The sequence below is a fragment of the Pedobacter sp. MC2016-24 genome, from assembly GCF_015223055.1.
GTDB lineage: Bacteria > Bacteroidota > Bacteroidia > Sphingobacteriales > Sphingobacteriaceae > Pedobacter.
On the sequence record NZ_JADFBX010000009.1, the window covers coordinates 175455 to 190351 of the forward strand.

The window sequence follows — 14897 nt, forward strand, 5'->3', positions numbered from 1 at the left end:
ATGAAATTAAAATTAAGGATGTGTCTGGTCATGGCTATTTTCGCAATGGCCCTAACCCTCAGGGCTCAGACAGATCGAAAGATCCAGGCTTTAGACAGTTATATTAAACCAACTGCAAAATCCCATAAGGGAATGTTTAATATTTACGAACAGGATAATAAGTATTTGGTAGAGATTCCTGATCATTTGCTAAACAGGGACATTCTCACTAGTATCACTATCATTCGTGGTTCTGCGCAGCGTAAACGTAACCCGGCAGATCGTTTTGGTTTTGCAGGAGATGCGGTCGGTGATCGAGTGATCCGGTTCAGAAAAGGGCAGGGTGCAAATATAGAATTGTTTGACCCAACTTTTGTACAGGCTTTTGATACCCTGAACATTTATCTGAATGTGCTCAAAAATACTTTGTTGCCAGCTTTGGTCTCTTTCGATATCCTGGCAAAGAGTAGTAATAGTTCGCTGATTGACATTACTGCCATGTTTAATTCAGATAGTGAACTGTTCTCGCTAAAAGTAGCGAAAGAGGACTTAAAGCTGGGTTCTTTTGACGCTCAAAAATCGAAGGTGCTTGGCGTAAATAGCTTTGACAATAATATTGTTTTTCGCTCAGTTAGAAGTTATACTGTGGGACAAGCTCCCACTCCTTCTGGCTTTCAGCCACCCGCTCTTACTGTGAAAAAAGAAGAACTAGCGCCAACCATCTGGGAGGTTGGTGCTTCCTGGTATTTACTCCCGGAACGGGCAATGAAACCACGTTATGCAGATGCAAGGGTTGGTTATTTTACAACGGGTATAATGAACTACGATAAAAACCCTGAACAGGTAGAAATGCAGTCGATGGCTAACCGGTGGCGTATTGAACCGAAGTCTGTAGATCTTGAAAGATATTTAAGGGGTGAGATCGTAGAACCTGAAAAACCAATTGTGTTTTATATTGATAGGGATATGCCGAAATATTTAATTCCGTATGTGATTCAGGGCGTAAATGCATGGCAATCTGCTTTTGAGAAAATTGGTTTTAAAAATGCTATAGTCGGTAAGCTCGCACCTACTTTATCTGAAAATCCGGAATACAGTATGGAAGATGCAAGGTATTCTTATATTTCCTATAAACCTTCGGAAATGGCAAATGCCTATGGTCCGCAGGTAGTTGACCCACGCTCAGGAGAGATTATTACTTCTCATATTGCGGTGTTTCACAGTATCCTGGAAATGCTGCAACGCTGGTATTTTTCCATGTGTGCGGTTAATGATCCAAAAGCCCGTAAAGCTAATTTTGATCAGGATCTGATCGGAAAGATGCTCAAGAATGTTATCACGCATGAGGTTGGGCATACATTGGGGCTGAGACATAATTTTATTGGTAGTTCGACCTATGCTTTGGACAGTATAAGAAGAGCAGACTTCGTCCGAAAAAACAGTTTCGGGCCGTCAGTAATGGATTACATGCGGTTTAATTATGTTGTTCAGCCGGGTGATGGTATTCCATCCGACCAGCTTTTACCCAGGATTGGCGTATATGATGATTATGCGATTGAATGGGGTTATAAGTATCGTCCGAATTACAACGATTCATTTAAGGAGGCCGTGGATTTATCTGCTTGGGTAACTGGGAAAAGAAAGGATCCAAGATTTAACTATATCAACGAAACGGATTTTTTTGACCCTCGTGTACAATCTGAAGATGTTGGAGACAATAGTATGAAAGCTTCTCGATTAGGTGTGGCAAACTTAAAGCTGACTATGTCAAATCTGGAGAAATGGGTAAAAGGTGATGATGATAATTATTTGGCATTGCGCTCCTTTTATCGTGCAGTAGAAGGACGTTATTACAACTACCTGGTACATGTGGTGAAAAATGTTGGTGGTGCTGAGATTGCTAATGCGCTGAGGTCTGAAAGCAAGTTCAACTACACACCATTAAGCAGAGAACAGCAAAAGGAAGCCATGGCTTACCTTAGCGAATATATGTTGACTGAACCCAAGTGGATGTATCCTGAAAGTATTAAAGCGAAAACAGGTTTTGATTTTGACACTGATGTTGAAAGGAGCTATTCTGACTTGATGGGACGTTTGTTGTCAAAGTACAGCCAGATCGTCCGCAATCAGCAGGTATCTTCACTTAATGCATACACCGTTAAGGAATTCCTTACAGATTTAAGAATGGCTATATATGGACGGATAAAGAAAGGTGAAGCCATTTCTCAGTATGATCGCATGTTGCAACGAAATTTTGTAAATAAAATATTAGGACACGCGGGTAATAAAAATAACCTTGCTGCCGATGTCAGCCTGGAAATGAAACGTTGTATCGATGCGATCGAACAACAGGCACGTAAGGATGTGGAATTGCAGCAGGACTCTTTATCAAAAATGCATCTTACTGCGATTGCAGATATGATTAAGGTTTGGCGTACCGGAAAAAGATCCTCGTTACTTAATGAATAAAATACTTATACCAATTAGAAGAATGAAATTTATATTATATACATTATACTTTAGCTTTTTTTGCGCTGTAATACAGGGGAAAGCTGCTGATGAGCCCAAGGCATTTGATAAATTTTACAAGAACAGCATGAAAATTACTCCTGGTGTTTTTCCTGTATATCAGGATGGGGATAAGTACTACCTTGAGATTTCTGCCGCTTTGCTCCGTACGGATGTCCTGGTCGTTGGAGATATCTCCAAAGGCTATGCGAGTGCAGTTGCACAGTCATCAGGTGTCATACGCTTTGATAAGGGAAACAATAATACGCTCAGTGTGACCAGGCAAAACTATAAGGAAGCTGTATCGACTGACTACAATCAGGAAATGGAAAGTCTAGTGCAGAAATCTAATCTGTTTCCGGTTAGTTTTGTGGTCAACATTGAGGCAATGGGTAAAATAGAGGGGAGTTACATTATTGATATGAGCAAGAATCTGCTTGAAAACGGGGATTTTTTCTCTTTCAAAGATTTTAATGCGCTGGCTAGACCTGATGCCAGTCGTTCTAAAGTACAGGAGGTCAAAGCTGCAAACAATGCTGTGGTTTTTACAGTACTACGTACACAGACAGATCCCGGTAAACAGATGAATTCTGGAAAAACTATTGATAAGGCAAGCGCTTTTTTACTCAACCTGACTTTCCAGAAGTTATCATCTCAGCAGATGCTGTTAAGAGAAGCAGATCCAAGGATCGGATTCAGTACGATAGCATTTAATGATTTCGGTAAAAGTCCTTATAAAGTTAGAGAGGTAAAAGCCATAAAAAAATGGAATCTGAGTGTTAAACCTAAAGATATGTCCAGGTATAAAAAGGGTAAGCTTGTGGATCCACAGGTCCCCATTACTGTCTATATAGATCGGATTACTCCAGCTTTTTTTCTACCCTATATTGTCAACTCTGTCTCAGCCTGGAACAAAGTGTTTGAATCTGCCGGGTTCAAGAATGTATTGCAGATCGGCTCAGATGAACAGGAAAACTGGCTTTCTTCGGGGAAGATCCAGGTAAAATGGGGTAATGCGTATGATAAGATAGTCACTTCTATTATTGAAGATCCCCGAAGTGGAGAGATCATTACTGCAAAAATGAATGTGAGTAATCGTATAGCAGAAGGGCTTATGCCAAGTTATTTTGTTCAGGCTGGAATGAAAGATCCTAGGATAGTCAGCAATGTTAATGACCTTCACGTACAAGGAGAAATCTTGCAGTGGAAGGTGACCCAGGCTTTCGCTGGTTTGTTTGGTATGGAGCCTAATTTTTCCGGAAGTTCCGCATATAGTACTTCTGTATTGAGGTCATCCACTTCGCTCAAAAAGCAGGGAATGTCGTCTTCTATTACCGATGATCTGCCTTTTAATTATGTGGTACAGCCTGAAGACCAGGTGCCGGTGGTTGAAATGATACCTCGGATAGGAGAATATGATCGTCTGGCTATAAAATGGGCTTATCGCATTTTTGAAAGTAAAAATGAGGAAATAAAGTTTTTAACTAATTTATCAGTAGCCGATACGGCATTTCGTTTCCTTCCTGAAGGAAAAAATGATCCTCTAGCTCAACATGGAGACTTGAGCTCAGAGCCGTTAAAGGCTTCGGCACTAGGTCTGAAAAACATCAGTAAATTGTATCCACAGTTGGAAAAAATTACCGGGATGATGCGCATGCCTGATGAAGACTGGAGTGTTTATGCCAGTTTATCGTCAGAGTTCTTGAAAACTTATGAGAATTACGTGAACCAGGTTGTTACGTTGGTCGGTGGTAGGTCGAAGTTGCCATTAATCAGGGGATATAATAGTATACCAAGCATTTACACGGTTAAAGCTCAACAGCAGGAGGCGTTGCAGTTTTTGAATCAGTATTTATTTAGTGGAGTTCCGGTTTGGATGAGTGATCCCCAATCTTCCAGATTGGGAAATGAATTGATTGATGTCAAGTTTCAAAGAATGGGGGAAAAAGTACTTCGTCAGTTGATGAGTCCTGAAGTAATCGGCAATCTGATCAGGGAGGAAAATACTGGAAGTCAAACAAGTTTTAAGGTTGCGGATCTGTTTTCGGCAATTGACCATTATGTATTTAAGGATTTTGATGTAAATAAACCTTATAGCAACTACAGCTCTGTCTTGCAATCTAATTTTGTTTACAACCTAGCACAGATCGTCGCAAAGAATTCAATTGTTTCGGGACTGAGTGAAGAGAATGTCGCATTGCATTTTTATTTCATGAGGGTACTGAAACACATCAACGAATTATCTGAGACTCACCGGGACGAGTTAACCCGTGAACGCTACAAAATGATGAAAATGACAATTGATAGAGAATACTTGCAAAAATCTACACTTTAATTTCAATTTAATGAAAAAGATATTATTGCCTTTACTATTGTTTACTTATTGCTTTGCAATGGCACAGAACAGAAAAATAAATTTTGATGCATTTTCTTTTAAGGAAGCGTTTGAGCGATCCAAAATACAAGGAAAATTGGTTTTTGTGGACTGCTATACCGTATGGTGCGGACCTTGTAAACAAATGGAGGCCGGTGTTTTTAAAACTGACAGTGTTGCAGATTTTTTTAACAGTAATTTCATCAATCTAAAACTGGATATGGAAAAGGGAGAGGGACCAGCTGCACTCAAAACATATAATGTTGGTGCTTTTCCTTCCTACCTGTTGTTAGACAATTTGGGTAAAGTTGTGTATAAGTTTGTTGGCGGTATGAGTGCTGATAAATTTATGACACATATCAGAAAGGGCATGAAACCTGGAAATGAGGTAGAGAAGATGAATGCCCGGTATACAGATGGCGAACGCGATCATGATTTTCTTCGGGAATATGTCTTGTTAAAAATCAGAATGTCTGAGCGGATTGAAGCAAAGCAGATTAATAATGAATTGATGACAATCATGACTCCCAAAGAACGCGCACTGCGCAAAAACTGGGTGCTTTTTGGTGAAAACAGGTATGCCATGTACCTTTCTGATGTGGGGAGTCCGAATTTTAAATATCTTGTCGGGCATTGGAAGGATTTTCTGAAGGAAGTACCAAAGGACACTATTGATAAAAAGATGTCTGCTGTTTTGAGGAAAACATGTGGATGGACGATGAATGGCTTTTATTTTAAAGAATTCGAATATAAAAGGAGTGATTTTGAAGAATACAAAAAACAAATCAAACTTACTGAGATGCCAGATAAGGAGCAGCTGCTGGTACTAATGGATGTAGCAATTGCGGCATCTGAGAAAAATCCAGAGTTGGTAACTGATTTGCTTGTGGCGAACATTGCCTCATTTTCTGAAGACAACAGGAGGATATTGTTTGAATATATATCTATGTGCAGTACAATTAAAGGGTACAATTACCCAAAAATTGTTTTGCTAGCCGATGAAGTCATCAAATCTTCATCTAATTCTTTCCTGATAAATACTTTCACCAAATACAAGATAAAATATGCCACTTCAAATGAAAATTAGTCTGCTTTTTTGTTTTATATTGGCATCCCCATTGTTGTCAATTGCGCAGCACACTGATCTGACTTTAGCAGAAAAATATGGTCCAGATAATCTCCAAAAACAGGTAGGAACATTAAAGATAATTCCTTTCTTTTTAAAGGATAATTCAAAATTTTGGACAAACATAAATCAGGATTTATACCTTGTAGATGTCAAAACAAAAACTAAAGAGTTGCTTTTCGATAAGCCATTGATTAAGAAAAATTTAGAAGATTTGACTAGGGGAGAAGTGAAGCCTGAGCAAATCAGTTACTCTACTGATTTCTCTAACAGGGAGGAGAATGTCAGGTTAAATTATAAAGGACATTCCTATGATTACAATTATTGGACTAAAAAAATTGTAAAAGCAAAATCTAAACTAAAGTTTTCATCAGATAGCACCAAGGGAAAGAAGTCACCGGATAATAATTGGTTACTTTACGCGAGGAAGCACCAGTTGTACTTAAAGAGAATAGTTGATGTTGAGGAACGGAAATTGTCGCAGGATGGAGAAGCTGGTTTTTCTTTTTCTATGAATGATACGGATAAGTATGCTGATGAAAATTCGTTAACAGACGCTGCATGGAGTGATAATTCTAGTCATTTTTATGTGTTGAGGCGTGACACAAGGAAGGTTGGAACGATGACAGTAAGTAACTCACTCACTCAGCCAAGACCGTACGTAAATACTTATAAATATGAATTGCCTGGTGACAAAGATGTAGCTCAATATGATTTTTATGTGGGTGATACGAGCGCTACTCATTTGCTAAAAGTAGCTGTTGAACGATGGCCTGATCAGGAATTATCCATAGTCAAAGCAAGCGGACCTAGCGATAAAGTCTATTTACTACGCAAAAAGCGGAGCCGTGATGAAATGGATCTGTGCGTTGTGGACCTGAAAACCGGTAAACTGGCTGTTTTGATTCATGAAGTTAGCAAACCTTTTATCAATGACGATCTCTTTAATGTCTCTATCTTAAATCAGGGTAAGGACATCATTTGGTGGTCTGACAGGACTGGCTGGGGTCAGTACTATCATTACGATAAAAATGGTAAACTATTGAATGCAATAACTAAAGGAAACTGGACTGCTGGTCGCATCAATGCAATTGATACTGCGAAGGCTGAGGTTTATTTATATGGCTATGGGCGAGAGAGGGGGATCAATCCATACTATGCAATGCTATATAAAGCAAGTTTGAATGGGAATTCGCTACGTCTGCTTACACCTGAAAATGCAACACATGCTGTATTTGTTTCACCGGATAGAAAATATGTGTTAGATAATTATTCCAGGATTGATCAGGGGCCTACTTCAGTGGTGAGGAGTAGTGAAGGTAAGTTTATCATGGAAGTCCTTAAGCCTTCAACTGATCGGCTTTACGCTTATGGCTGGAGGCATCCTGAGCCTTTTGTTGTGAAGGCGAAAGACGGGGTAACTGATTTGTATGGGTTGATGTGGAAACCATTTAACTTTGATCCGAATAAAAAATACCCGGTGATCTCACAAGTTTATCCTGGTCCGCAAATAGAAACAGTATGGACGGAATTTACAGTCCAGGATCGTTACAATAACACTGCACTTGCACAATTGGGTTTTATAGTGGTTTGTATGGGGCATCGTGGCAACTCTCCGTTGAGAGACGCAGCCTACTATAAATATGGCTATGGTAACCTTAGGGATAATGCAATTGAAGACGATCGTTACGGGTTGGAACAGCTTGGTGAAGAGAATGAATTTATGGATTTGAGCAGGGTTGGGATTTTTGGCCATTCAGGAGGAGGGATGATGACGGTTGCCGCAATGGCCAAATACCCTGATTTTTATAAGGCTGGTGTTTCTTCGTCTGGCAATCATGACAATAGGATTTATAACCGAACTTGGGGCGAGAGTTACCAGGGTTTTAAAAAACCGCTGGATTTGAATCAAAATTTAGCTGATAAGATTAACGGTCCTTTGTTATTGGTGGCAGGTGAATCTGATGCCAATGTAAACCCTGCGAATACCTTGAGGATGACGGATGCTTTAATCCTGGCAAACAAACAGTTTGATCTGCTGTTGCTTCCAGGACAAGGACATACTTACGAGGGCGTCTATAAAAAATATTATGAAAATCGTATACGTGAGTTTTTTAGCCGCCATCTTTTGATCAGTAATACTGCAAATTAGTAAGGTTACCAATTATTAAAAAACGTTGGGGGACATAATTACATCCTAGTTGAGTATGGATCTTGGGATTTAATGTCATTATATTTAACTACACGCTTAGATATTTATAGACGATAATGAAAAAAATACTAGTATTCTTTATGTTAATGACCTGTATGAAAGCCCATGCTGGGAAGATAGTCTGGCAGTGGTCAGTTCCAGTGGGCAAATCTGGCGATAGTCAGTCAAGGGCATGGTTGTGGATCCCGCCGGATTGCAAGGCTGTAAAGGCTGTTATTTTTGCGCAGCAGAATATGGAGGAGCAGTCGATTCTGGAAAATCCAAAATTTAGGAAGGAGATGGGCAAGCTTGGTATTGCAGAGGTATGGGTAAGTCCGGGATATGATTTGGTGTTCGACTTTTCCAAAGGATCAGGAGACTTATTTTCGGAAATCATGAGCAATCTTTCAATGGTATCAGGTTATCAGGAGCTTAGTTTTGTTCCATTCATAGGACTTGGACATTCCTGGGCAGCGAGTGCGCCATATGCAATGGCAGCATGGAGTCCCGAACGTGCGCTAGCTTGTATTTCTGTTAGTGGACAATGGCCCTATATCTGGGGTGCGTTTGCTCCTGATATATGGGGCGATCGAAATATTGATTTCATTCCATCAATCGTCACCATGGGAGAATATGAGGGAGCGCTTAATTTCGCCAATGAAGGACTCAGGCAGCGAAGCGCGAATCAATTCTTACCGCTTAGTATGCTAACAGGACCTGCTCAAGGGCATTTCAATGCTGCTCAGGAGAAAATTGACTTTCTTTCTTTTTACATTAAAAAAGTACTACACTTCCGCCTTCCAAAACATAGTGCTGCGGGAAAACAACCTAAATTGATTCCTATAGATCCTACAAAGACCGGATGGTTAGCTGAGAGATGGATGGGCGATTATAATGTCTCAAGTCCGGCAGCACCGGTGGATGATTATACGGGGAATAAACAGGAAGCATTTTGGTATTTTGATCAGGAAACTGTTCGTATGGTAGAGAAATATCAGGCAAGGCATAAGGGCAAGAAACATCAATTGATCGGTTTTACTCAAGATGATAAATTTGCTGAACAAAGATCTACTCACCAACAGTTTGACTTAGTCTTTAATCCATTACCGGATGGCGTTACTTTTAAGTTACAGGCTAAGTTTTATGATACAGTACCTGGAGGAAGCCCTAGGCCCGCCAATTGGACTGGACTAGCTGCCGGAAGTCATGTTGGTCATGTGCAAGGCGTGAAAACTATTTCAATAGATCCGATCGCAGGTCCAGTTAAAAAGATTAATGATTCAATATTCAGTGTACATCCCCAATTGGGATATCCACTGTTGCCAAGAAGTTATGAAGCATGGTTTGTCGCTACTGATCTTGGGGACCGCTTTTACCGTCCTGCAGTACAGCAGGCGAAAATGAATATTCCTGTCAGAAACTTAAAAGGTCGTGTGCAAAATATAATTTTTAAGCCCTTAGTGGAGCTTACAAATCCAAAATCATTTGTACTGAAGGCCGTATCTGATGCAGGATTACCAGTAGGATTTTATGTGCTCGAAGGTCCTGCTGTAATTGTCGATGGGATACTAAAGCTCTGTAAAGTTCCTCCGTCAGCAAAATTTCCTGTTAAGATAACCGTTGTAGCCTATCAGTATGGAAGTAATTCTGAACCATTTGTTCAGACTGCTGAAGAGGTTAAGCAAGTTTATTGGCTGCAAAATAACAGATAACTGTTTTATCTATTATAAGGTTTTGCAATCGAATAGGATATGCTATCCAATGAAAGCTTAATGTACATTTGTTCAAAAAAACTAAAGGATATCAAATTTATTTCCTTATCATAATGAAATGAGTTTAAAAAATTAGAAATAATATCTATATGATATTTTAAAGCTACAATCAATAAATTTAAACGAAAATAGAATTAAATATGTTGTTGTAGATTATTTGATATCAATAAATAATAATTGTCACCTTAAGTTTGCAGGCATTAAATAATGCAAAACTGGCATAACGTACGCTTCACATTATATAGATACCCTTGTACTAGTAAAGCTTATGAAGGAGTTATCTGATGAAGAATTGTTTGTGTTTATCCGCATGGATGACCAACGGGCATTTTCAATTCTATTTGACCGATACAAGCAATTAGTTTTTAGACATATCTGTCTGGAATAACAGGAATATTTTAGTTGTCGCGGACAGTATTCTTCCTTATCTGAAGGGGCGGCAAAGAATAGTATCCTTTATCTATATGTAAGAACAGCGAAAGAAATTAAATATCAAAAACTGCCTCTATAAAACCTTTGAACGTTCCTTTTTTTATGTGCCCGGTAATCATGATGTTTCAAATGGAATTCAGCATGAAATTTGGGTAAAGCAATTCGGACGTGACTACTACCATTTTATTTATAAGAATGTGCTTTTTATTGCGATGAACTCAATGACGGTGACGGAGTATCTTTTAGTGAGCATCAGCTGAATTATGTTAAAGAAGTTATTGATAAAAACAAAGATGTTAGATGGGCATTTTTGCTGATGCATCATCCGGTTTGGAACAAAAGAGAAAGCAATGGATTTTCAGCATCGATAAAAAATTAGAAGGGCGTACTTATACCGTAATTGCCGGTCACACCCGCCGTTATCTTTATGCAACACACAATGAGCAGGATTATTACATTCTGGGTACTACGGTAGGAAGTAACAGGCTTCGAGGTCTGGCATTCGGAGAGACTGATCATCTCAGTTGGGTAACCATGACACAAAAAGGTACTTCCCTCGGAAATTTCCAGGAGGGTTCAGTGGTGATACTCTTTTTCTGGGCGATGTGGGAAGACCTGATCTGGCACAGAAAGCTATGCATATTACACAGGAAGAATTAGCAGGTTTACTTTACGAAAGCCTGTACAAAAAAATACTTCCATTGCCAGATGATATGTTGGTGTATCCAGGACATGGAGCGGGTTCTGCTTGTGGGAAAAATATGATGGAGTTGACAGTGGATACCCTGGGCAATCAGAAGAAAATCAATTACGCACTTAAGCAGCCAAATAAAGAAGCATTTATAAAAGCGGTTAGTGAGGGATTGTTAGCTCCGCCTGCTTATTTTGGAATGAACGTGGCGATGAATAAAAAAGGTTACGGCAGGTTTGAGGAAATACTGAGCCATGGAATGAGAGGACTTGCAGCAGAGGATTTTGAACTGGAAGCAAAAGCAACTGGAGCATTAATCTTGGATACAAGAAGCGATAAGGATTTTGCTAAAGGATTTATTCCACAATCCATAAACATTGGGTTAGATGGTGATTTTGCACCTTGGGTAGGTGCACTGATTGTAGATGTAAGACAGGCTATTTTATTGATTACTGAACAAGGAAGGGAAGAAGAAGCTGTAACAAGATTAAGCCGTGTAGGATTTGACAATGTCTTGGGACATCTGAAACAAGGATTTGAAATATGGCGTAAAGCAGGCAAAGCGGTAGATCTGGTAAACCGCATCACGGTGGCACAATTTGCTTCGGAAGTTAAAATGGGAGAAAGTCAAATAATTGATGAAAAGAAAGTGAGTATGTTTCCCAGCATGTAAATGAATCCTACAGTAAACCATTGATCTACATCAACGATTGGTTGAAAGATATCAAGCCTCAGGAACATTTTTATCTACACTGTGCAGGAGGCTATCGCAGCATGATGGCTGCAAGCATTTTACAAGCACGAGGGTTCCGCAATTTCACTGATTTAGAGGGTGGTTTTAATGCTATTGTACAGACAAATATACCCACAACAGATTTTGTGTGTCCTAGTAGATTGTTTATTTAAATTATTTGAGTAAAAATAAAAATTGACATATGAAATTACATATTATATCAATAATCATTTTTGTTGCCTGCATAGTACTACATGACACAAAAGCGCAAAGTATAAAGTCAATAAAAAAACAGAACAAGCTATAGAAAAAAGGCAATTATGCTTTATTGGTTAATGGAGTTCAAAGCCTCAAAGCTAAAATATTAACTGGGAAAGAGCTTAACACAAAAAGTAAACAGATTGATGTTCAGATTGTAGTGTGTGGTGATTTTGTGAAAGAAATTATCAAAGAAAAAGTATTGCAAGACCTTGTTGTGGATGCTGTGAAAAAAACGAGATTGAAGATATTGGTTTGCGGTTTGTCAGTTGAACAATCTCGTATAGATAAAACACTTTTACCAATTCAGATACCAGTTACTACTAATGGGCTATTTTATATTTTTGGTCTACAAGAACTCGGATATAAAACAATTGCTCTTTAAAGTATTGACTGAAATCGTAGTGAATTTATATAATTATAAAATGTTGAAAGAAGTAAATGATAAAATATTTTAAAATGATAGAATTTTTAAAACACCCCTGGCCATGGTATATAGCCGGTCCACTAATTGGACTAACCGTTCCGGTATTATTAATTTTCGGAAATAAATCTTTCGGCATTAGTTCTTCTTTACGGCATATTTGTGCCTCGTGCCTACCATCGGATATTCCATTCTTCAAATACGATTGGAAGAAAGAAATGTGGAATCTGTTTTTTGTGTTTGGGATATTTATAGGAGGAGCAATAGCTGCGAATTTTTTAGCAAATCCTGCAATGATCGAAGTCAATTTAAAATTAACGGCTGAACTTGAACGATATGGAATTACTGACTATAAGAATTTAATCCCTGAAGACATTATGAACTGGAAGTCGCTGTTAACTCTGAAAGGATTTATAATAATAGCTGTTGGCGGTTTTCTAGTGGGTTTCGGAGCACGTTATGCCGGAGGTTGCACCAGCGGACATGCCATCATGGGATTATCCAGCCTGCAATGGCCCTCGCTCATTGCAACAATCTTTTTTATGACAGGTGGTTTTATTATGGTAAATTTTATTTTACCTCTTATACTTTCACTTAAAATATAAGGAAGCATGCAGAAAAATAAAAATATTAATAGAGATTTTCATTTTTGTTCTTTAGGGAATACAGGTTTAAAATACAGTGACTGTCACCACAAATTGCATCATAACATTAAATATATTTTTCTCGGAATATTTTTCGGTATTTTACTAGTAAAAGCAGAAGTGACGAGCTGGTTTCGTATTCAGGAAATGTTTCGTTTACAATCTTTCCATATGTACGGGATAATAGGAAGTGCCATGTTGCTGGGAATGACATCCGTTTGGCTGATTAAGAAGTTCAACCTTAAGTCCATTAATGGCGATAAAATAGCGTTAAATCCTAAGAAATTTAATAGAGGACAGATTTACGGCGGGCTATTGTTTGGCTTTGGATGGGCAATGACTGGTGCATGTCCTGGGCCTCTTTTTGCACAAATTGGAACTGGTGAAACAGTTATTTCCATTACCCTCTTAAGTGCCTTATGCGGTACTTGGGTTTACGGATTATTTAGGGATAAACTGCCGCATTAAAACCTGATGTTTCCATTAAAAAGATTGATGACTGTGGCATTAATCGTTTTTATAGCCAAAAGGTTGCATGCGCAGCAACATGATGAAACTTGGTTCCCTACAACGCTCAGCATTGCGGCAAGTTCCGAAAGTGAATTTAGATGTATAATTACAGCACAGGCGCCAAAATGGCTTTGCTGACCAATACCACTTGGATAGGACTCTGATGTAATCCTCAAGGAGTTGGATTCAATACTAAATAGTAGGAATTTAAAAATTTCAGTATCACCCTTTGCGTATTTCTCAAATTATAACTTATTCATAAAAAATCGGATGAAGAGGTGTGAGCCAGTCCCGATGTTAGGTTTTCTGCAGCGGCAGAAATACAGAGTTTGCTTTTCAGAAAAAAAATTCATGTTGAACAAGAAGGAGTTAGAATATCGCGACTTTTATAAAATGAAAGATATTGTAAGATTTAGGAATCGCCTGGGGCTTCGTTATGATCTGTTACAATATTGGAATTGAGCATTTACAACGAACTTCTGCTGAATGCTACAGGCACAAGAATCAATCATTTTTTGACCATAACAGAATGGGAATAGGGATTGATTATAAAGTGTTGAAAAATTTTAAAATTAATTTCGGATATATTTATGTTAAACATCTGCCCTTTACGAGCAATAATAATTTGAAAGAAAATGATATTCTCCTCAATTTTATTTACTTGAAGGGGCACTCCAAGACGGTACAGGTTAGACCATTTTGAATTCACCCCTTTTTTCATTAATTGTTGTTTTTTTAATCAAGGCTTTGAAATTTGCTATTAAAGTCGATTAGAATTGCATCGGTTCTTCATTTACTATTTTACACTAATCCTTTATTTAAGCAAGCCTTTATTTGATTTGTAAATTACATATTTACCTCCTCCCATAAAAAATAGGGCCAATCCAGCAAACATATATAATAGGGCAAGTTCGCCGTCTAGTCCACCATTTTCGTTTAATGTAAATGTGGACATACCGTGGGCTAGATATAATGCGAATAACATCACTATTGCAATCATCAGTCCAGAAATGCGTGGAAAGACACCCAAAATCAGTAAAAGTGGTGCCAGAACTTCACCAACAGGAACACCAATCCATAGAAAAGTAGGTAGCCCCTTTTCTGCAAGTGTTTGTTTGATGAAATCGTGACCATGGGTTAGCTTGGAAACACCATGAAAAAGCAATAATCCGCCGGTGGACATACGTAATAATAGTATGCCAAGATTTGAATTTAATTTTATTGAAAAATTACTCATAATTATTTATATTAAATT

12 protein-coding genes are annotated in these 14897 nt (G+C 38.5%); 11 read left to right on the plus strand and 1 reads right to left on the minus strand.

The features are described from left to right. The 11 genes from IM797_RS19675 to IM797_RS19720 all read left to right on the plus strand — a co-directional run bounded on the left by IM797_RS19675 (position 1) and on the right by IM797_RS19720 (position 13600). Positions 1-2448 carry a zinc-dependent metalloprotease gene (locus IM797_RS19675; protein ID WP_194128881.1) on the plus strand — a complete coding sequence of 816 codons (2448 nt, stop codon included), beginning with the start codon at positions 1-3 and terminating at the stop codon, positions 2446-2448. Between the two features lie 22 nt (positions 2449-2470). Continuing rightward, entirely contained in the window at positions 2471-4822 is a 2352-nt protein-coding gene (locus tag IM797_RS19680) for a zinc-dependent metalloprotease (protein WP_194128882.1), read from the plus strand. A gap of 10 nt (positions 4823-4832) precedes the next feature. After that, on the plus strand, positions 4833-5948 hold the full coding sequence (locus IM797_RS19685; protein WP_194128883.1) for a thioredoxin family protein: 1116 nt from the start codon (positions 4833-4835) through the stop codon (positions 5946-5948). Positions 5949-6201: 253 nt separating this feature from the next. Then, the gene (locus IM797_RS19690) at positions 6202-8139 is read left to right on the plus strand and encodes a DPP IV N-terminal domain-containing protein (protein ID WP_228098972.1); all 1938 of its coding nucleotides are present in this window, start codon (positions 6202-6204) and stop codon (positions 8137-8139) included. Positions 8140-8255: 116 nt separating this feature from the next. Next, on the plus strand, positions 8256-9890 hold the full coding sequence (locus tag IM797_RS19695; protein WP_194128885.1) for a hypothetical protein: 1635 nt from the start codon (positions 8256-8258) through the stop codon (positions 9888-9890). 792 nt (positions 9891-10682) lie between these two features. Then, positions 10683-11042: a hypothetical protein gene (locus IM797_RS19700; protein ID WP_194128886.1), complete on the plus strand. Its 360-nt coding sequence runs from the start codon at positions 10683-10685 to the stop codon at positions 11040-11042. Then, positions 11018-11746: a rhodanese-like domain-containing protein gene (locus IM797_RS19705; protein ID WP_228098973.1), complete on the plus strand. Its 729-nt coding sequence runs from the start codon at positions 11018-11020 to the stop codon at positions 11744-11746. The genes IM797_RS19700 and IM797_RS19705 overlap by 25 nt, the downstream gene beginning before the upstream one ends. A 20-nt stretch (positions 11747-11766) precedes the next feature. Then, a complete protein-coding gene (locus IM797_RS28755) occupies positions 11767-11979 on the plus strand; it encodes a rhodanese-like domain-containing protein (RefSeq protein ID WP_370583099.1) in 213 nt (70 codons plus the stop codon). 155 nt (positions 11980-12134) lie between these two features. Further along, positions 12135-12449, plus strand: coding sequence for a hypothetical protein (locus IM797_RS19710; RefSeq protein WP_194128887.1), 315 nt, complete (start codon positions 12135-12137; stop codon positions 12447-12449). A gap of 74 nt (positions 12450-12523) precedes the next feature. Then, positions 12524-13093 carry a YeeE/YedE family protein gene (locus IM797_RS19715; protein ID WP_194128888.1) on the plus strand — a complete coding sequence of 190 codons (570 nt, stop codon included), beginning with the start codon at positions 12524-12526 and terminating at the stop codon, positions 13091-13093. A 6-nt stretch (positions 13094-13099) separates the two neighbouring features. Next, positions 13100-13600, plus strand: coding sequence for a DUF6691 family protein (locus tag IM797_RS19720; RefSeq protein ID WP_194128889.1), 501 nt, complete (start codon positions 13100-13102; stop codon positions 13598-13600). Between the two features lie 856 nt (positions 13601-14456). Here the strand turns inward: IM797_RS19720 and IM797_RS19725 are convergent. Next, a complete protein-coding gene (locus IM797_RS19725) occupies positions 14457-14879 on the minus strand; it encodes a DoxX family protein (protein ID WP_228098974.1) in 423 nt (140 codons plus the stop codon). Positions 14880-14897 lie beyond the last annotated feature (18 nt).

Excerpts from the sequence above, each read along its gene's own strand:
- IM797_RS19720 (WP_194128889.1), top strand. The coding sequence starts at position 13,100 with ATGCAGAAAAATAAAAATATTAATAGAGATTTTCATTTTTGTTCTTTA.
- IM797_RS19725 (WP_228098974.1), bottom strand. The coding sequence starts at position 14,879 with ATGAGTAATTTTTCAATAAAATTAAATTCAAATCTTGGCATACTATTA.
- IM797_RS19675 (WP_194128881.1), top strand. The coding sequence starts at position 1 with ATGAAATTAAAATTAAGGATGTGTCTGGTCATGGCTATTTTCGCAATG.
- IM797_RS19715 (WP_194128888.1), top strand. The coding sequence starts at position 12,524 with ATGATAGAATTTTTAAAACACCCCTGGCCATGGTATATAGCCGGTCCA.
- IM797_RS19700 (WP_194128886.1), top strand. The coding sequence starts at position 10,683 with ATGGGCATTTTTGCTGATGCATCATCCGGTTTGGAACAAAAGAGAAAG.
- IM797_RS19705 (WP_228098973.1), top strand. The coding sequence starts at position 11,018 with ATGCATATTACACAGGAAGAATTAGCAGGTTTACTTTACGAAAGCCTG.
- IM797_RS19680 (WP_194128882.1), top strand. The coding sequence starts at position 2,471 with ATGAAATTTATATTATATACATTATACTTTAGCTTTTTTTGCGCTGTA.
- IM797_RS19695 (WP_194128885.1), top strand. The coding sequence starts at position 8,256 with ATGAAAAAAATACTAGTATTCTTTATGTTAATGACCTGTATGAAAGCC.
- IM797_RS19685 (WP_194128883.1), top strand. The coding sequence starts at position 4,833 with ATGAAAAAGATATTATTGCCTTTACTATTGTTTACTTATTGCTTTGCA.